The sequence below is a fragment of the Streptosporangium sp. NPDC048047 genome, assembly GCF_040653115.1.
Lineage (GTDB): Bacteria > Actinomycetota > Actinomycetes > Streptosporangiales > Streptosporangiaceae > Streptosporangium.
Map to the genome: position 1 here is coordinate 60633 of NZ_JBEZNH010000033.1, position 18086 is coordinate 78718.

The 18086-nt window shown below is 72.4% G+C and carries 15 protein-coding genes; 7 read left to right on the top strand and 8 right to left on the bottom strand.

Annotated elements, in window-relative coordinates:
• Positions 1-100: 100 nt before the first annotated feature.
• Positions 101-1273, bottom strand: coding sequence for an aminotransferase class I/II-fold pyridoxal phosphate-dependent enzyme (locus AB0D67_RS25350; protein WP_362940569.1), 1173 nt, complete (start codon positions 1271-1273; stop codon positions 101-103).
• Positions 1274-1402: 129 nt separating this feature from the next.
• Here AB0D67_RS25350 and AB0D67_RS25355 point away from each other — a divergent pair, with 129 nt between their 5' ends.
• The 4 genes from AB0D67_RS25355 to AB0D67_RS25370 are packed head-to-tail and all read left to right on the top strand — an operon-like array spanning position 1403 to position 4947.
• Positions 1403-2329, top strand: a complete 927-nt coding sequence (locus tag AB0D67_RS25355; RefSeq protein ID WP_362940572.1) for an ABC transporter ATP-binding protein — start codon at positions 1403-1405, stop codon at positions 2327-2329.
• Between the two features lie 2 nt (positions 2330-2331).
• Positions 2332-3102 (top strand): ABC transporter permease, encoded by a 771-nt coding sequence (locus AB0D67_RS25360; protein WP_362940653.1) that lies wholly within the window; start codon positions 2332-2334, stop codon positions 3100-3102.
• Positions 3103-3112: 10 nt separating this feature from the next.
• The gene (locus AB0D67_RS25365) at positions 3113-4345 is read left to right on the top strand and encodes a histidine kinase (RefSeq protein WP_362940575.1); all 1233 of its coding nucleotides are present in this window, start codon (positions 3113-3115) and stop codon (positions 4343-4345) included.
• Positions 4342-4947 carry a response regulator transcription factor gene (locus AB0D67_RS25370; RefSeq protein ID WP_362940579.1) on the top strand — a complete coding sequence of 202 codons (606 nt, stop codon included), beginning with the start codon at positions 4342-4344 and terminating at the stop codon, positions 4945-4947. The genes AB0D67_RS25365 and AB0D67_RS25370 overlap by 4 nt, the downstream gene beginning before the upstream one ends.
• 123 nt (positions 4948-5070) lie before the next feature.
• Here the strand turns inward: AB0D67_RS25370 and npdG are convergent, their stop codons facing one another.
• Positions 5071-5736: an NADPH-dependent F420 reductase gene (npdG, locus tag AB0D67_RS25375; protein ID WP_362940582.1), complete on the bottom strand. Its 666-nt coding sequence runs from the start codon at positions 5734-5736 to the stop codon at positions 5071-5073.
• Between the two features lie 130 nt (positions 5737-5866).
• Here npdG and AB0D67_RS25380 point away from each other — a divergent pair, with 130 nt between their 5' ends.
• A complete protein-coding gene (locus AB0D67_RS25380; protein WP_362940585.1) occupies positions 5867-6445 on the top strand; it encodes a hypothetical protein in 579 nt (192 codons plus the stop codon).
• Between the two features lie 137 nt (positions 6446-6582).
• On the opposite strand, the gene AB0D67_RS25385 is transcribed toward AB0D67_RS25380, so the two are convergent.
• On the bottom strand, positions 6583-6762 hold the full coding sequence (locus AB0D67_RS25385; protein ID WP_362940588.1) for a hypothetical protein: 180 nt from the start codon (positions 6760-6762) through the stop codon (positions 6583-6585).
• Between the two features lie 45 nt (positions 6763-6807).
• Between AB0D67_RS25385 and map the strand changes: the two genes are divergently transcribed.
• A complete protein-coding gene (gene map, locus AB0D67_RS25390; protein ID WP_362940591.1) occupies positions 6808-7656 on the top strand; it encodes a type I methionyl aminopeptidase in 849 nt (282 codons plus the stop codon).
• 107 nt (positions 7657-7763) lie between these two features.
• Here the strand turns inward: map and AB0D67_RS25395 are convergent, their stop codons facing one another.
• From AB0D67_RS25395 to AB0D67_RS25410, 4 genes are all read right to left on the bottom strand, one after another.
• Positions 7764-8174 (bottom strand): ATP-binding protein, encoded by a 411-nt coding sequence (locus tag AB0D67_RS25395; protein ID WP_362940594.1) that lies wholly within the window; start codon positions 8172-8174, stop codon positions 7764-7766.
• 176 nt (positions 8175-8350) lie between these two features.
• Positions 8351-10411 carry a cytochrome c oxidase assembly protein gene (locus AB0D67_RS25400; protein ID WP_362940597.1) on the bottom strand — a complete coding sequence of 687 codons (2061 nt, stop codon included), beginning with the start codon at positions 10409-10411 and terminating at the stop codon, positions 8351-8353.
• Positions 10408-11040 carry a copper resistance protein CopC gene (locus AB0D67_RS25405; protein ID WP_362940601.1) on the bottom strand — a complete coding sequence of 211 codons (633 nt, stop codon included), beginning with the start codon at positions 11038-11040 and terminating at the stop codon, positions 10408-10410. Before AB0D67_RS25405 ends, AB0D67_RS25400 begins: the two co-directional genes overlap by 4 nt.
• A 216-nt stretch (positions 11041-11256) precedes the next feature.
• Positions 11257-12549, bottom strand: coding sequence for a helix-turn-helix transcriptional regulator (locus AB0D67_RS25410; protein ID WP_362940605.1), 1293 nt, complete (start codon positions 12547-12549; stop codon positions 11257-11259).
• Between the two features lie 1002 nt (positions 12550-13551).
• Here AB0D67_RS25410 and AB0D67_RS25415 point away from each other — a divergent pair.
• Positions 13552-16413, top strand: a complete 2862-nt coding sequence (locus tag AB0D67_RS25415) for a BTAD domain-containing putative transcriptional regulator (RefSeq protein WP_362940608.1) — start codon at positions 13552-13554, stop codon at positions 16411-16413.
• On the opposite strand, the gene AB0D67_RS25420 is transcribed toward AB0D67_RS25415, so the two are convergent.
• Complete coding sequence (locus tag AB0D67_RS25420) at positions 16400-18025, bottom strand: PucR family transcriptional regulator ligand-binding domain-containing protein (protein WP_362940611.1); 1626 nt, start codon at positions 18023-18025, stop codon at positions 16400-16402. The two genes, AB0D67_RS25415 and AB0D67_RS25420, sit on opposite strands and share 14 nt — an antisense overlap.
• Positions 18026-18086: the final 61 nt, after the last annotated feature.

Consider the following 18086-nt stretch of genomic DNA (forward strand, 5'->3'; position numbering starts at 1 on the left):
GGCCGGGGAGCCGGCCGGCACGCTCGTCCACGCCCCTCCCCTTCCGGTTCACCGCGGCCGCGTCCGGCCGGGTCTCACGAGGGTGTCAGGAGCGAGGGCGTCAGGAGAGGGCCTGGCGGAAGTCGGCCCAGAGGTCCTCGATGTGCTCGATGCCGACCGCGACCCGGACCGTGCCCTCGCCGATCCCGTGCCGGGCCAGCTCCTCGGCCGTCAGCGAGCGGTGCGAGGTGGTCGCCGGATGCAGGATGAGCGTCTCGACGCCGCCGAGCGACGGGGCCAGCAGCGCCAGCCGTACCGAGCTCATGAACCGCTCCCCCGCGGCGCGCCCGCCGGCCAGGTCGAAGGAGAAGACGCCGCCGAAGTCCGGCAGCAGCTTGACCGCCAGCTCGTGCGAGGGGTGGGAGGGCAGACCCGGCCAGTGGACGGCCGTGACGGCCGGGTGGTCCGCCAGGCGGGTGGCCAGCTCGCGCGTGTTGGCGCAGTGCCGTTCCATGCGCAGCGGCAGGGTCTGCATGCCGCGCAGCGTGAGCCAGGCCGCGAACGGGTCGGCGGTGGCGCCCAGCTCGACCGCGAAGTGCCACACCTTCCGGTACAGCTCGTCGGAGGCGAAGACCGCGACGCCGCCGAGGACGTCGGTGTGCCCGCTCAGGTACTTGGTGGAGGAGTGCACCACGACGTCGGCGCCGTGCTCCAGCGGGCGGCACAGGATCGGCGAGGCGAAGGTGTTGTCCACGACCGAGACCAGCCCGGCCTCGCGCGCCACGGCGCACATGCCGGGCAGGTCGGCGACCTGGGTGACCGGGTTGGCGATGGTCTCCAGGTAGACGACCTTCGTCTCCGGCCGTACGGCCTCGCGCAGCGCCCCGGGGTCGTCCTCGGGCACGTAGGAGACCGTGATCCCGAACCTCGTGACCAGGTCGTTGATCATTCCGGCGGTGCCGCCGTACAGGGCCCGCTGGGCGATCATATGGTCGCCCGGCTTGAGCAGTCCGAGCAGCACCGAGTTGATCGCCCCCATGCCGGAGGCGGTGGCCACGGCGCCGACGCCGCCCTCCAGGCCGGCGACGGCCTCCTCCAGCGACCGGACGGTCGGGTTGGACAGCCGCCCGTAGACGAAAGGGCCGTCCGGGCGGCTCATCCCGTCGGCGAAGACGGACGGGTCGTCGAAGACGAAACCGGAGGTCTGGTAGATCGGCACCGCGATGGGCCGGCTGCCCTCGAGGGGCGGCTGCGGGTGGTGGACGACACGTGTCTCAGGGTGAAGCTCGCTCATACGACAAGGATGACCCGCGAAGAGGCCCGATGTCAGGTCCGGCCCGGTCCTCACGCCTCGCATGGCCTGCGGGCGTATGTGTGAATTCCTCACTGTCGCCGGGCATGGCCGCCCGCCAGGATCGGAGGCATGACAGCGATTCTGGTGGACGGGCTCCGCAAGCACTACGGGGACTTCGCCGCCGTCCGGGACGTCTCCTTCGACGTCTCGCAGGGCGAGGTCTTCGCCCTGCTCGGCCGTAACGGCGCAGGCAAGACCACGACCCTGGAGGTGCTGGCGGGCTTCGCGGCCCCCGACGCCGGCACGGTGCGCGTGCTCGGCCTCGACCCCGTCGAGGACCGCACGGAGGTGCGGCGGAGATGCGGCATCATGCTCCAGGAGGCCGGGTTCTTCCCCGACTTGACCGTGGCGCAGACCGTGGACGCCTGGCGCGACTTCGTCGCCGCCCCCCGGCCGCGCGACGAGACCCTGGAGACGGCGGGGCTGACCGGCAGGGCCGGCACGAAGGTGCGGCAGCTCTCCGGCGGGGAGAAACGCCGCCTGGACCTGGCCCTGGCCATCCTCAGCCGGCCCGACGTGCTCTTCCTCGACGAGCCGACCACCGGCATGGACCCCGAGGCCCGCCGGAACACCTGGGACGTCATCCGCGACCTCGCCGGACGGGGCACCACGGTCCTGCTCACCACGCACTACCTGGAGGAGGCCCAGCGGCTGGCCTCCCGTATGGCGATCATGGACCGCGGGGAGGTCGTGGCGAGCGGCGGCATGGCCGAGACCCTCGCCGCGCAGACCGGCCGGGTCGCCTTCGAACTCCCCGCCGGGGTCGCTCCGGAGGAGCTGCCGCTGCCGCCGTCCTCGGTGGAGGGCCGGACCGCGGTGTACCGGATCGCCGACCCCGACCTCGCCGCGCGGACCCTGCTGAACTGGGCCGCCGGGCGCGGCCTGCGCCTGCACGGCCTGGAGGTCCGTACGGCGACCCTCGAAGACCTGTTCCTGGACCTCGCCGCGGACGCCGACGGGCACCGGGACGACGAGCACGCGAAGGAGGTGGCGTGACCATGGCGGCGCGCGATCTGGTGACGGTGGCCCGCTTCGACGGCCGGCTGTTCTGGCGGGACCGGACGGCGCTGAGCACGTCCGTGACGCTCTTCCTGGTCCTGGGCGTCGGGCTGCCGGTGATGATGGACCGCATCCAGCCGGGCCGGCCGGAGGTCGTGGTGGCCCAGCATCTCGGGATCCTGTCGATGCTGCTGGTCCTCGCGACGTTCGGCCAGACGATGACCACCCTGACCACCCGCCGTGAGCAGCTCCTCCTCAAGCGGATGCGGGCCACCGGCCTGTCCGACCGCGACATCCTCGGCGGCGGGATCCTCAACCTGGTGCTGCAGAACACCCTGCTGGCGATGGTGGTCTCGGTCGCGCTGTACGCGCTGACGAGCCTGCCGGTCCCGCGCGACCCGCTGCTGTTCCTGGTGGCGGTGGTCGCGGGCGCCGCCGTCCTGTGCCTGCTGGGCGCGGCGTTCACCCCGCTCGTCCCGCGCCCCGAGCTGGCCGGCGTCATGGCGATGCCGTTCTTCCTGCTCGCGGGGGTCGGCGGGGGCGGCTTCGGACCGCTCACCGAGATGCTCCCCGGCTGGGTGGGCACGCTGCTCGGCCTGCTGCCCACCGACGCCGTCGCCGACATCGCCCGGACGGCGTACGCGGCGGACGGCACCTTCGGCGGCGACCTCGCGGCGGCGGCCGGGCCCGCGCTCAAGCTCGCCGTCTGGGCGGCGATCGGGCTGTTCGCGCTGACCCGGTGGTTCCGCTGGGAGACCCGGAGGCAATAATCGCCGTGACATGCGAATGACCCCCCAGCGCCTGGCCGTCGGCCTGGTCGTGCTGCTCTCCGTGGGTTTCACGGTCGCGCCGGTGATCCTGATGGTCCGCTACGGCGGGCCCGCCGCGGCCGCCGTGCTCTCCATCGTGCTTCCCGCCTTCTTCGTCCCCCACTTCCGGCATGTCCGTGCCGCCCTGCGCGGCGCGGAGCCGGGCGGCGTGACCGTCGGGCTCGCCGTGCAGACGGCCGCCGCCTACGCTCCGATGCTGCTCCTGCCGAACGACGCCGCGAGCTGGTGGTGGGGCGCCCCGAGCATCCTGCTCGGTTCGGTGCTGCTGCGCCTGCGGCCGCCGCTCGCCCTGGGGTTCCTGGCCCCCATGACGGCGGTCCACTTCGCCGCCGCGTGGAACGCCGGGATGCCGGGCTTCAAGATCCTCTACGCCTTTCAGAGCGTCACCACCCTCTTCGTCACCGGCTTCGTGATCTATGGGGTGACCCGGCTGGTCGTGGTCAGCCGGGAGCTGGCGCAGGCGCGGACCGAGCTGGCCGAGGCCGCGGTGCTCCGGGAGCGGCTGCGCATCTCCCGCGACCTGCACGACGGCCTGGGCAGCAGCCTGACCGCCGTCGCGCTCAAGGGCGACCTGGCGCGCAGGCTGGTCGGGCGCGACCCCGCCGCGGCGGAGGCGGAGCTGGCCGAGCTGGTCGGCGTGGCCAGGGAGGCGGCGCAGGACGTGCGGCAGGTGGCGCGGGGCTACCGGGAGATGTCGCTGGCCGGGGAGGTGCACCGGGCGGAGGCGCTGCTGGAGGCGTCGGGGGTGACCTGCCGGACCGACCTGGCCGGCGTCGAGGTGGCGCGCGAGGTCGACGAGGCGCTGGCCTGGGCGGTGCGCGAGGCCGTCACCAACGTGGTACGGCACAGCCGGGCGACGACCTGCTCGATCAGCACCTCCGCCCGCGGCGGCGCCGTACGGCTGGAGGTGGTCAACGACCGCGCCCGCGGGCACGCGGCGGACGGCGGCGGGCTGACCGGCCTGCGGGAACGGGCGTCGGGCCTGGGCGGCTCGGTCGTGGCCGGACGCGCCGGCGACGGGTTCCGGCTCGTCGTGGAGCTGCCCGCCGTACCGGGGGCGCGGCGGGGACGGGCGGACGAGGACCGGCGGGCGCACCGGGGCCCGGAGGCGGCCACCGGGGACGGGGACGCCGCGGCCGGGGGCCCGGAGACGACGACGGGGGAAGCGGCGGTGACGACGTGATCAGGGTCCTGCTCGCCGAGGACATGCACATGATCCGGGCCGCGCTCGGGGCGCTGCTGCGGCTGGAGCCCGACATCGAGGTGGTCGCCGAGGTGACCCGCGGCGACGAGATCGTCGGCGCGGCCCTGGAGTCCCGGCCCGACGTGGCGGTGCTGGACATCGACCTGCCCGGGATCGACGGCATCACCGCCTCGGTGGAGCTGCGGGAGAAGGTCCCCGGCTGCCGGGTCCTGGTGCTCACCGCGATGGGACAGCCGGGTCAGGTCCACCGGGCCCTGGCCGGGGGCATCGAGGCGTTCCTGGTCAAGGACGCCCCCGGTGACCGGCTGGCGGACGCGATCCGGCGCACCGCCCGGGGACTGCGGGTGCTGGACTCCGAGCTGGTCGCCTCGGCGCTCGCGTACGGCGCGAGCCCGCTGACCCCGCGCGAGACCGCCGTGCTGAAGGAGGCCGCGCGGGGCGCCCCGGCCGAGGAGATCGCCGGGCGGCTGCACCTGTCGGCCGGGACGGTCCGCAACTACCTGACCAACGCCGTCTCCAAGACGGGCGCCCGCAACAAGGTCGACGCCATCCGGATCGCCGAGGACGCGGGCTGGATCTGAGGGGCCGGGCCCCTTCTCCGCCCCGCCCGCCGCGCCGCGCCACGCCCGGGCGGGCCCCGGGACATCAGGGCGGGACCGGGCCGGCGGGGCGACCGCGGGAGGCCGTACCGGGCGGGCCGCCCGTCAGACGTCGGTGACCCGGAAGCCCGCGTGGGCCTTGTAGCGGCGGTTGATGGAGATGAGGTTGGCGGTCAGCCCCTCGACCTGGCGGGCGTTGCGCAGCCGCCCGCCGTACACGCCGCGGGCGCCCGGGATGCGGCTCGCCAGCGCCTGGACCGTGTCGGTGGCCTCGCGGTCGTCGCCCAGCACGAGCACGTCCAGATCGATCCGCTCCACCTCCGGGTCCAGCAGCAGGACGGCGGAGACGTGGTGGAAGGCGGCGACCACGCGGCTGTCCGGCAGGATCGCGGCGGCCTGCTGGGCGGCGCTGCCCTCCTCGACGTCCAGCGCGTAGGCGCCCCGCTTGTCGAAGCCCAGCGGGTTGACGCAGTCGACCACGATCTTGCCGGCCAGCTCGTCCCGCAGGGACTCCAGGGTGGGCCGGTGCCCCTCCCACGGCGTCGCCACGATCACCACGTCGGCCTCGGCCGCCACGGTCCGGTTGTCGGCGCCGCGGGCCGTACCGCCGACGCTCTCGGCCGCCTCCCCGGCCCGGCCGGCGTCGCGCGAACCGATCAGCACGGTGTGACCGGCCAGGGCGAACCGCCGGGCCAGGCCCCTGCCCTGGTCGCCGGTGCCGCCCAGGATGCCGATCGAGATGCCGCTCACGTCCGGGATATCAGTGCTCACTCGTCACTCCTCATGATCGTCGGCCGGCCGGGGGGCCCGGAGGCGCCCGGCCCCGCCACATGTCCAGATCATGCCAGGCGCGTCCGGCGATCTCCCGGCAGGACCCCGGCGGCTGGTGCACGATGATCTGATGGACGCACGGTCGGTCGCCCTTCTGCGCGACATCCTCGGCTCGACCGGCTGGGTGGAGCGCACCCGCGCGCTCGGCCTGGCCCTGCGCACCACCCGGTCCCCCGGCGGCCTGCTGGTGGTCGGCACGCCCGCAGGGGAGCCCTGGCACCTGGCCGCGCACCTCGGGGACGAGGCCCGGCTGGCGGGGATCCCGCAGCTCGCCCCGACGCTGGTGCGCTGGGACCCGCCCCCGGGCGCGCCCGCGCACCTGCGGATCGGGCTGGAGCGGATCGAGGCGGCCCGGCGGGGCGAGACCCTGTTCGTGGTGACCGAGGACCGGGCCCCCGAGGCGCTGCTGGAACGGGTCGGCGACGCCCGCCGTACCGGCGCGACGATCCTCGCCCTGGACGGCGGCGACCCCGACCTGGAGGGGCTGGCCCACGAGGCGCTGGCCGTCCCCGAGCGGGCGCCGCTGTCGTTCGACGGCGCCCAGCACCTGGTCAGCATGGCCGCGGGCGAGACCGGCCGGCGGCCGGGCCTGCGCGAGCGGCTGGCCCGGCTGCTGGAGAAGGTCAGCGGCCCCCAGGTGGCCGACTGACGGCGCGACGGCCGCCACCCGGCCGGCCTTCCCCGGCCGGGCCGCGCGTCCGCGCGGTCACCGCCCACCGTCCGGCCGCCGGTCCCGGACGCGGCCGGCCTCCCATTCGACCGTCGGCCCGGGACGCGACCCGCCGTTCAGTCGTCGTCCCAGGCGCGGTCGGCCTCCCTCCACTCCTCGTTGCGGTCGGCCGCGGTCTTCAGCGCGCCGGCCGCGGCCTCGCGGGTCTCGTAGGGGCCCATCCGGTCCTTGTTGGGACAGCCCTGGTCGGGCTCGACCGCCATGTGCTTCAGGCAGAACCACCACTGATCGCTCATGGGGGCAATCCTGCCCAGCGGAAAGCCCAACTAGACTGGGGGACCATGACGACACTGCTCCAGCCCGGACGGATCTCACCCACCCGCAAGGTCCCCTCAGGCATCACGCGGCCGGAGTACGTCGGGAAGAAGACCCCCAGGCTCGGCGAGTCCGACGTCAAGACTCCGGAGATCATCGAGCGGATGCGGGTGGCCGGAAGGCTCGCCGCCCAGGCGCTGGAGGAGGTCGGCCGACACGTGGCGCCCGGCGTCACCACCGACGAGCTCGACCGGATCGGCCACGAGTTCCTCTGCGACCACGGCGCCTACCCCAGCACCCTCGGCTACCGCGGATATCCCAAGTCGCTGTGCACCTCGGTCAACGAGGTGATCTGCCACGGCATCCCGGACGACACCGTGCTGCGCGACGGCGACATCGTCAACGTCGACATCACCGCCTTCATCGGCGGCGTGCACGGCGACACCGACGCCACCTTCCTGGTCGGCGACGTCGACGAGGAGTCGCGCCTGCTGGTCGAGCGCACCCGCGAGGCGACCGAGCGCGCCATCAGGGCCGTCGCCCCCGGCCGTCAGCTCAACGTCGTGGGCCGGGTCATCGAGGCCTACGCCAGGCGGTTCGGCTACGGCGTGGTCCGCGACTTCACCGGCCACGGCATCGGCACCACGTTCCACTCCGGCCTGATCGTGCCGCACTACGACGACCCGTCGCTGGCGGTCACGCTGGTGCCGGGCATGACGTTCACCATCGAGCCGATGCTGACCCTCGGCACCATCGAGTACGACGTCTGGCCGGACGGCTGGACCGCCGTGACCAAGGACCGCAGGCGGACCGCCCAGTTCGAGCACACCATCCTGGTCACCGAGACGGGCCGCGAGATCCTGACCCTGCCCTGACGTCTTGACGTCTTGACGTCTTGACGACCTGAGGCTCTGACGCCCCCGCCGTACGGCGCTCCCGGGTCCCGGGCGGGTCCCCGGGACTCCGGCGCTCCCCGCCCCGCCTACGGGCGGGGCAGCGTCCCGGTGACGGTGGTGCCCTCCCCCATGACGCCGTTGACGCTCAGCGTGCCGCCGAGGGCCTCGAACCGGTCGCGCATCGCGTCCACCCCGCGCCCGGCGGCCGTCCCGGCGAAACCGGCGCCGTCGTCGCTCACCGTCATCCGCAGGCCGCCGCGGCCCAGGGTCACCGCGACGGAGACCACCCGGGCCCGGCTGTGCCGTTCGACGTTGGCCAGGGCCTCCTCCAGCACCGCCAGCACGGCCCCGGCCTCCTCGGTGGACGCCTCCTCGCCGGGCAGCGCCCAGGTCTCGACGGCGATCCCGGTGCGACCGCTCCAGGCGTCCAGGCGCTCCCGGAGCTCATGGGCGAGAGCCGGTCTCCGCCCCTCACGTGTGCGCGCTTCCTCGGACACTCCTCGACCTCCCCGGCGCGCGTGGCGCCCGCCGGCCATCCGGCCGGACACGTGGCTGATCCGTGAGCGGGCGTGGCGCGCGTCGTCGCACGGCCGTCGCTGCGGATGCCCGAACCCCCCGGACTCAGGCTACCGGAGCCATCCCCGCAAAAGGGAGGAAGTGCCTGTCGTGCCGCCTACTCGGGCCCGGCGGCGCGGTCCCGCCGGTCGAGCCTGGCGAGGTAGTCGTTGTAGGCGTCGAGTTCGGCGTCGCCGGTGCCGCCGGTGCGGGCCGCCGCCGCGTCGGCCCGGCGGTCGTTGCGGCGAGCCGTACGGTCGTCGTCGCGCCACCACTGGAAGCCCAGCGCGAGCAGCACGAGCAGCGTCGGGATCTCGCCGAAGCCCCAGGTGATGGCGCCGCCCGTCCGCTGGTCAACCAGGGCGGAGGTGCCCCAGGCACGGCCGAGCTGCTCGTACCACTCCGGGGCGAGGACGGTGCCCATGCTCATCAGCGCGATGCCGAAGAAGGCGTGGAAGGGCATCGTGACGAACAGCAGGAGCAGCTTGGCGAAGTGCGGCAGCCGGTGCGGCGCCGGGTCCACCCCGATGATCACCCAGAAGAACAGGGAGCCGCTGAGCAGGAAGTGCAGCGTCATCGCGATGTGGCCGAGGTGCTCCTCCATCGCGGCGGGGAACAGCGGAGTGAAGTAGAGGGCGTAGAACGACACGATGAAGATCGCCGTGGCGATCGCCGGATGGGCCACGAAGCGGACGAACCTGCTGTGCAGGATCGTGGTCAGCCACTCGCGGGGGCCGCGGTCGCCGCGCCGGGCGGCCGGCTTGAGCGCGCGCAGCGCCAGCGTGACGGGGGCGCCCAGCACCAGCAGGATCGGCACCAGCATGGACAGCGTCATGTGCTCGGCCATGTGGGCGCTGAACAGGACCTTGGCGTAGCGGGCGACGCCGCTCTGGGTGGAGATCACCAGGATCAGCACGCCGAGGAACCAGGAGGCGGTGCGGCCCCAGGACCACGAGTCGCCACGCCGCCGGAGCCGTACGACCCCGGCGAGGTAGAGGCCGCCGAGGACCGCCGCCACGGTGGCGAAGAACAGGTCGAACCACCACAGCGTGGCCAGGTTGGCCAGGGAGATCTCCGGCGGCATCGTGAAGCCGAGCGCCTCGAAGGCGCGGTCCACCGGCAGGATCGCGGGAGGCGGCGCGGTACGGCCCAGCGCGACCGCCAGCCCGACCGTCGCGAACATGACGAGGAGCTCGACGGAGGCGAACCGGGCGAACCCGCCCCGGCCGCCGCCGGCGAGCCCGGGGAGGGTGCGCTTCCTGTGCCACCACCCGAAGACGCCGAGCATCGCGAACGCCACGGTCTTGGCGACCAGCAGCAGGCCGTAGGCGGAGGTGAAGACCTCCGAGAGCGAGGTGAGCCGCGCGATGACGCTGAACAGGCCCGACAGTCCCACCGCGACGTAGCACCACAGCGCCATGTCCGAGAACCGGGCCGCGGCGACCTCCAGCTGCGGCTGCCGCCGCAGCGCGTGGAAGCACAGCACGGCGAGCCCGCCCACCCACAGGGCGAGGGCCAGCAGGTGGAGCGCCACGCCGCTGGTGGCCATGTCGTGGTTGGGCGAGGAGGCGGAGTGGCCGGTCAGCGCGGGCGGCAGCATCGTCGCCAGGGCGAGGGCCAGCAGCCCCGCGGCGGTGCCGGCGGTGATCGCCCCCCGGGCGAACAGCGCGATCGCCACCCCGAACAGCACGACCAGGGTCAGGGCGATGCCCTGGGACACCTGGCTGGCGAAGCTGGTGAGCTCGTCGCCGCCGAGCACGTCGGCGACGGGCAGGCCCAGCACCTCCGACAGGGTGAAGACCATCGTCGCGGCCGCCGCTCCGGCCCACACGAGCGCCGACCACGACGCGGCCCTGACGTAGCCGAGGGCCGGCTTGCCGAGCAGTCCCTTGTCGACCGGGAAGAAGAAGGCCGCGGCCAGCAGCGCGCCCACGGTGACCACGCCCGCGGCGTCCATCGCGAGCTTGGCCAGCGGCAGGCCCCACCGGGTCACCGTGCCCTCGTCGGGCAGGCCGGGGATGATGCGGGGGGTCGCCGCGCCGCCGGCGAACATGGCGATCACCAGGGCGACGACGGCCGCTCCGGCGGCGGCGAGGCCCAGCCACACCGCCCGGACGGTCCGTCGCCGCTCGTCCGGCACGTCCGGCACGGCCCGCGCGGACTCCTCCCGGGTGCTCACGGCTGCTTCCGGCCCTTTCCTCGCAGACTGAAGAGCATGCCGATGCCGACGCCGGCCAGGCCGCCGACGACGATCCACAGCCAGCCGGGGATCCCTCCCGAGGAGGCGGGCTCACCGGCCGCCGCCGGGGTCCGCGCCGCGCCCGTGGCGCCGGCGGTCTCCCCGGAGGTCCCCGGGCCGGTCACGGCGGGAGGCGCCGAGTCGGCCGCGGGTGTGGATGCCTCCGGGGACGGCGACGCCTGCGCCTCGGCGGAGGGCGGGGCCGATCCCTTCAGCGTGAAGGGGATCTCCCCCTCGATCGGGTGCCCGTCGGAGGAGACGACCCGGTAGGCGATGACGTAGCGGCCCGGCGGGAGATCCGCCTTGACCTTCTGCGTCACCGTCGGGCCGTCGGCCACGGGCTTGCCGTCCTGGTGGGCGGCGTCGTCCGGCCCGCGGACGACCACGGCCGGGAAGCGCACCGAGGCGGTGAACGTCAGCTTCACCTCGTCGAGGCTCTTCACCTCGGCGTCCTTGGCGGGCGAGCTGCTCTTGAGGGCGTCGTGGGCGAGGGCCGGCGAGGCGAGCGCCGTACCGAGAACGAGAGCGGCGAGGAGCGCGAGCACCGCCGCGGCTGGGGAAGTCTTCATGACGGTTCCCAGGCTACCGACGCCACCGACCGGTCCCGAAGCCCCCGCCCCGGTCCCACGGCGCGTCGTGGGGCGCCGGGCGGGGCCATCGGCCGGTCTCCAGAGCCCGCGACGGTCACCGGCGCCCCGAGCGCCGCCGTGGTCGCGGCGTCCGCGACCGGTGCGGCGGGCATCGAGGACTCCGTGGGTGCCGTGGGCTTCACGGTCACCGGAGGCCTACAGGTCGACGCAGGCCAGTGCCCGCCGGTAGGCGTCGGCCCCGCGCGCGGGCTCGTCGATCCGCTCCAGGACCTGCGCGGCGGTCAGCCAGAGGTGGGCGGTGGAGCGGGTGGACGGCAGATGCGTCAGTGCCTGTTCCGCCCTGTGGAACTCCTGAAGAGCCTTCTCCTGCATGCCGACCTCAGCAAGGGTCTCGCAGAGGAGCATGCGCGCCTCGGCCTGCAGCGCCTGCGGCATCCCGTCGAGGATGGCATAGGCGGTACGGATGTGCTCATTCGCCTGCTCCGGGCGCGACAGCAGCAGTTCTGCGCGGACGAGGTTCATCGTGCAACGCAGTTTGTTGATCGTGCTTGCCGAACTTTCCTGCAACTCACCCTGTAGTCTCTCCAAGCCGTCGCGCCAGGCATCGGCCTGCGCGGGGCGTGCCAGCAACATGACCTGAAGGTAGTCACTGCGAAGCAGCGCGAGAAGACGAGGATCCTCCTGCTCGGACTGGACCGCGAGGGCTCGTTCGGCGTACGCGGTCGCCTCGTCATTGTGGCCGGTCTCGGCCGCGACGATGGCTGCGGTCCAGTTCGTCCAGGAGATCGTCAAGGGATTGCCGATCAGCTCTGCCGCGGCGAGCAGTTCCGCAGCGAACTGCCGGGAGCGGAGCATGTCCCCCCGGTCGATGTAGGCCGCCAGAAGCTGGGTGCCCAGCTTCACCAAGTCGTTGGTCCAGGCAGGCCGCACCGCACCGCCCAGGATCTGCTCGACGACTTCCACCGCCTGCCCTAAATCTCCTTGCTCCCGATAGCAACGCGAGAGGGCGACCACGATGGCGACATGACGCTCGGGTGACATCGTTCCCGCATCGTCCCGGCGGAGAGTGTTGAGCAGAGTGATCGCCCCGTCCAGGTCACCGCATGCTTCAGTGGCCAGCGCCAGTCCGTACTCGGCTTCCTGCCTGAGGTGAGGGAGACCCGCCACGCCCTCGTCTGCGAGAACCTCCGCGTAGCGCGTGCGGGCCTCCGTGACCTCGCCGTTCTCCATCGCGATCCGGGCGTAGCCCAGGTTGAGCTCGATCTCCTGCATCTGCTCAGCGGTCACGCCGTTAACGAGATAGGTGAGGGAGCAGTCCAGTTTGTGGGCCAGGAGCTCAAGCACCGCGGGCGTTGGGGTACGCTTGCCGCTCTCAATGAGAGAGACATAGCTATCGGACAATTCCGGATGGGCGAGCTGGGCCTGGGAAAGACCACGCTGGCGGCGAACGGTTTTGATGCGTTGCCCGATCAAACCTTGACCAGTCACGTTACTCCTTGAAAAATGTATTTCTAGCAGCAGAACCCACGACAGGAGCCTCCCCCGTGCGCCGACGCCTCATCTTGTCCGCCCTCGCCGCCTTCATGGTCGCAGCGTTCTCCGTCGCAGGCCATGCTACGGCCGCCAGCGCCGATTCGTCTGCCCCCCTGCGAGACAGCACTCAGCAAGCTGCAGCCCAGGACACGCAGTCCGCGTTCGGCTGGAACTACCCAGGCTGAAGCGGGACCGGCCGTCCACGGCCTCCCTCTCGGCAGGCCATGCAGTCCCGAAGCAGCCAGGCGCCCTACGCGCTCCCACGATCCCCCCGTGGGGAAAGCGCAAAGGGCGCCTGTTTCGTTCACGGCCCCACCGGCACCCGAAACAGGGAATTCTCAGAACATGCGCCGGTGAGGGCGGTCCGCTGCGACGTGAAAAGAGGAGCGCCGAACACAGGCGGATGACCTTCACGAGCCGAATGCCTCATGGAGGAAAGTAAAATTAACAATATTCGCGAGCGGCGCGACTTGAAAACGTTCTGACCGGAATTCAAACGGTCCAAAGTATGAAAATCCCACAGGTAGCGGTTCGACCGGCCATCCGCAGCGGAAACTGAATTCAGGCTCCGGACTCGATCATTTCCCGGCCTTCTCCACACCCTTCGGCCCCGACACACCGCCTGACCTCGTGACCGGCTGCTTCCGCGCATGATCGCCGACCACCTGTCGGACGATGCCCAAGGGTTCGTGTACGGGGAGCTTCCTCGACGAATTGCATCCCACTCTCCGATCGCCCGCGTCCCGGCGGACGCGTATTCGCCGTTCACGCCGACAGCCGCACCGGCGCCGGCAGTCAACGACAAGCCGGGATACACCGAAAATATATTACGAACCGCAATAGACGCCCCGACGCCTTGATCGGTAAGCTGAATGCTATCAAGCTGGATGAATTCGTTGGAGACGCTCGGGAAGCCCCGGGCGTACTGACCATGGGGCTCAACGAATGACATTTTCGATGCTCGGCGGTTTGGAGGTTCGCAACGACGAGAGGCAGATCATTCCGATCCCCCGGCTGAAACAGCGCCAACTCCTCGTGGCGCTCCTCCTCCGGGCCGGCATCCCGGCATCCTTCGGATACCTGACGGACGCGGTCTGGGGCGACGACCCTCCGGCGTCCGCCGAGCAGAACCTCAAGACGTACGTTCACACGCTGCGGCGACTCCTCTCCCCCGGTGCCCCCCGCTCGGCCCCGATCGAGACCCAGGCGAACACCTACCTCGTCACCCTCGGCGAGGAGGACCTCGACCTGCTGGCCTTCCGCGAGCACGTCCGCCGGGGAAGGCGCGCCGTCCAGGACCACCGGGCGGAGACCGCGCACCACCACTACCAGCGAGCCCTCGACCTGTGGCGGGGAGATCCCTTCCCGAACGCCCGGGGGACCCGGGCCCTGAACGACGCGGCGGCCGGCCTGTCCGAGGAACGTCTCGCCGCGCTGGAGGAGTTCTCGGAGGTCCGGCTCGGGCTGGAGAGATACGCCGAGGCCGTGCCGGACCTGCGTGCCGCGACCGGCGCCAACCCGGCACGGGAGCGGCTCTGGGGGCAGCTCATGCTGGCCCTGCACGGTTCGGGAGACCGCGCCGCGGCCCTTCACGCCTACGAACGGCTGGCGAAGGCCGTCATGGAGAGGACAGGACTGGAACCCTCCCCCACGATCCGGGACCTCCACCGCCGGATCATCTCCTCCACCGAGCTCACCCGTCCGGTTCCTCCTTCCGAACCCGAGCATTCCGCCGGGGCGGCCGGGAACGTTCCGATCCCCCGTCAGTTACCGCGCGACCCGGGCGGATTCGTCGGCCGCGCCGAGGAACTGGTCCGGCTCAGATCGCTGCTCTCCCCCTGGGACGGCGGGCTACCCCACCACGTCGTCGCGATCACCGGGCCGCCGGGGGCGGGCAAGTCCGCCCTGACCATCCGGGCCGCACACACGGCTCGCGGCCACTTCCCGGACGGGCAGCTCTACGCCAACCTGCACGGGGCGACCCCCGGCCTGCGGCCGCTGGAACCTCTGGAAGTACTCGGCAGATTCCTGCGGGCCCTGGGGATCGCCTCCCAGGCGGTGCCCACCGACGTCGACGAGGCCGCCGCGCTGTGGCGGAGCCTGCTCGACGGCAGGAGCATCCTCGTCGTGCTGGACGACGTCGTCGATCTTCCCCAGGTCCGCCCCCTGCTCTCGGTGCCGGAGGGCAATACGGTCCTGGTGAACAGCCGCCGGACCTTCGCCCTGGTCGACGACTGCGTCCCCGTGCCGATCGGCCGGCTGCGGCAGGTGGAGGCGGCCGCCATGCTGGCCAAACTGGCGGGCGCCGAACGGACCGGGCGTGACCCGGAGTCCACGGCACGCCTGGTCGAGCTGTGCGGCGGCCTGCCGCTGGCCGTGGCCGTCGCCGGGGCCCGGCTGGCGAACCGGCCCCGGTGGGAGGTCGCCGACCTGGTGGAGCGACTCCAGGACGAGCGGAGACGGCTGCGGGAACTGGAGGCTGGCGACATCGCCGTGCGGTCGAGCCTGGGGGTCAGCTACGACCTGCTCGCCGGAAGTGCCGACGACCTCGACCGCGAGGCCGCCCGCGCGCTGCGCGCGCTGGGGGTGCTGCGGGTGCCCGACGTGACACCGCACGTCGTCGGCGCCCTCTTGGACGTCCCCGCCGACGAGGCCGAACGCGCCTTGGAACGGCTGGCCGACGGTCACCTCGTGGAGGTCGATGGGGCCAGAAGATATCGGCTGCACGACCTGGTGCGCCTGTTCGCGGGTGAGCAGGCGCTTAAAAACGAAAACCAGGACGCTCGAACTGACACTCTGAAACGCGCACTGGAGTTCTACATCGCGACTGCGCACCTGGCAGTCCAGCTCGGCTACCGTGTCACCCGAATAGTGGCTGAGGATCTTGATGCCGCTCCTCTACAGCTCGCCTCCGAAGAAGAGGCCCATGGGTGGTTCGAGAGCGAGCAGGCCAACCTCTTGTCGGCGGCCTCGCAGGCGATGACCTCCGCCGAGGAGCGGACCGCCTACCTTGGAGCCGCCCTCGCCTTTCCAATCTGCTGGCATCTCCACTACTGCGGCTCTCCTTCCTATCTTCTCTCGATCAGCCGGCAGAGCCTCGAGACCGGACGACGACTGAACGACCCCGCCATGGAAGCGGAGGCACACAACTTCGTGGGCCTCGCCCTCACCATGAGCAACCGCTCCGAAGAGGCCATGCCTCATATCGAGGAACAGCTGGCCCTTTGCCGCGAACAAGGTGATCTGTACGGCGAGCAGAAAGCCCTGGGAAGCCTCGCCAGGATCCTCTGCAACCTGGGCCGCTACGAGGAGACGATCCGCTGCGCCGAGGAACAGCGGAAGGTCGCTGAGGCGATCGGCTTCGCGTCGGGACAGCATTTCGCGATGAACCTGCTCGGCTCCGCGTACCGCCGCCTGCACCGTTTCGACGAAGCGCTGACGGTGTTGAACGAAGCCTTGAACCGGATACGCAGGCATGGTGACGCCTACCACGAGGCGGGCATCCTCGAGATCCTTGGCGAGGTTCACCTCGATCTCGGGGATCCTCTGTCGGCCAAAACCTGTTACGAGACCGCGCTGACGTGCGCGCGCGCCGCGAACATCGATGTCGCCGAGCCGTATCTGCTGCTGGGGTTGGCCCGCGCAGCCCGGGTTCTCGGTGATACCGAGCAGGCGGCGGCCTATCTGGCACGCTCCGTCGCGACCGCACAGGCCACTGGCAATGAGGAGCTGGACCAGCAGCTGGCCGAGGAGGAGGCCGCGTTGCGGGAAGTACGTGGGGAGGAGGCGGAACCCCCTCGCCGGATCATGACGCCCTGAGCGCCAGGAACAGGTCCACCCGGTCGGCCATCGCCGACAGGTCCCGCCCGGTCAGCTCCTCCACCCGGTGGATGCGGTAGCGGACCGTGTTGACGTGGACGTGCAGGCGTTCGGCGCAGGCGTTCCAGGAACCCGCGCAGTCGAGGAACACCTCCAGCGTCCGCAGCAGCTCCGACCGGTGGCGCCGGTCGTAGTCGAGGATCGGTTCCAGCGTCCTCTCGGTGAACGACCGCCGCACGTCGCCGGGGACGGTCGCCAGCAGCAGCGCGTGCGTGTAGATCTCGTCGCTGGTGACGACTCCCCCGCCGCGCGCCTCGGCCAGCCGCCGGGCGTGCCCGGCCTCCTCCAGGCCGCCCCGCAGCGCGGGCGAGCCGGTCAGCGCGGCGCTCACCCCGATCGACAACCGGAGGCCGGGCAGCCCGGCCGCCAGCACCTCCGCCCCGGCCCGCAGCGCCCCGGCCGGCTCACCCGCCGTGGAGTACGGCGGGCCGCCGGCCAGCGGCACCAGCGCCAGGGCTCCGTCCGGCGTCACCGCGGCGGCCGTGGTCCGGGGGCGCAGCAGCTCCTCCAGGATCCGGCCGCCGAGCGCGGCCGGGTCGGCCTCCCGGGCCGATCCGGGTCCGGTCACGGTCGCGCTCACCACGCAGTACGGCTCGGCCGGGCCGATCCCGCAGGTCCGCAGGCCCGCCCCCAGCTCGGCCCGGTCGCCCGCCCCGGAGGCGGCCAGCGCGACGAGCTGCCCGGCGAGCCGGCGTTCGACCCGCCGGCCCTCCTCCATCCGGCCGCGTTCCAGGGCGACGCAGGCGGCCAGCTCGAAGCCCACGTCGGTCTCGGCGATCAGGTCGCCACCGCAGGCCAGCGTCCAGCCGGCGGCCCGGTGCTCGCGGCCCACACCGAAGAGGGTGAAGGTCCCGGCCGGGGTGCGGACCACGTGGGGCAGCCGGGGCGCGGTGAGGAACTCGCGGGCCAGCCGGACGGCGACGGCCTCGCCGTCCGGGTCATGTCCCTCCCCGGCCTCGTCCGGGGACTTCGCCGCCTGGGAACGAGGGGTGAGGCCTCCGGTCCGGGGGCCAAGGACGGTGCCCGCGTCCGGGAGCGTCCCGGCGATGACCGCGCCGGTGGCCGAGACGACCGCGCCGGTCATCCGCAGCTCGGCGTCCATCAGCGCGAACAGCTCCTCGAGGCCCGCGCCCTCGGCGACGGCGGCGACGATCCGGCGGTGGCGGCCGAGGGCGTCACGCAGCTCGGCGTGCCGGGGGGTGATCATCTCGGCGACGCTCCGGAAGGAGACCTCGACCGGCACCTCCATCAGCGGCAGGCCGTACTCCTCGCAGGCCCGGACCAGGTCGCCGGGGACGGTGCCGAGCCAGGCGCGGCCGGCGCCGAGGGCGGCCACCCCGGCCTCGACCAGGCGGCGCACGAACCGTTCGGAGTCCTCGGGGCCGGTGCGCCACATGAGCCCGGAGAGCACCAGCTCGCCGGGCGACAGGTAGCGTCCCGGGTCGGGCAGGTCGGTGATCTGCACGCCGGTGAAGCTCCGGTCCAGGTGTTCCTCGCCCGTGAGGAGGGTGAGCCGGAGCTCCTCGATGGCGAGCAGGTCACGTATCCGCATGATTGGATGAAACTACAAGAACCACCGGCGGGCTCATCCGGGGTTTCGTCGTGTCCTTGCC

Bases quoted from the DNA above. Each gene is read 5' to 3' on its own strand.
- AB0D67_RS25350 (WP_362940569.1), bottom strand. From the start codon at position 1,273: ATGAGCGAGCTTCACCCTGAGACACGTGTCGTCCACCACCCGCAGCCG.
- AB0D67_RS25355 (WP_362940572.1), top strand. From the start codon at position 1,403: ATGACAGCGATTCTGGTGGACGGGCTCCGCAAGCACTACGGGGACTTC.
- AB0D67_RS25360 (WP_362940653.1), top strand. From the start codon at position 2,332: ATGGCGGCGCGCGATCTGGTGACGGTGGCCCGCTTCGACGGCCGGCTG.
- AB0D67_RS25365 (WP_362940575.1), top strand. From the start codon at position 3,113: ATGCGAATGACCCCCCAGCGCCTGGCCGTCGGCCTGGTCGTGCTGCTC.
- AB0D67_RS25380 (WP_362940585.1), top strand. From the start codon at position 5,867: ATGGACGCACGGTCGGTCGCCCTTCTGCGCGACATCCTCGGCTCGACC.
- AB0D67_RS25385 (WP_362940588.1), bottom strand. From the start codon at position 6,762: ATGAGCGATCAGTGGTGGTTCTGCCTGAAGCACATGGCGGTCGAGCCC.
- map (WP_362940591.1), top strand. From the start codon at position 6,808: ATGACGACACTGCTCCAGCCCGGACGGATCTCACCCACCCGCAAGGTC.
- AB0D67_RS25405 (WP_362940601.1), bottom strand. From the start codon at position 11,040: ATGAAGACTTCCCCAGCCGCGGCGGTGCTCGCGCTCCTCGCCGCTCTC.
- AB0D67_RS25415 (WP_362940608.1), top strand. From the start codon at position 13,552: ATGCTCGGCGGTTTGGAGGTTCGCAACGACGAGAGGCAGATCATTCCG.
- AB0D67_RS25420 (WP_362940611.1), bottom strand. From the start codon at position 18,025: ATGCGGATACGTGACCTGCTCGCCATCGAGGAGCTCCGGCTCACCCTC.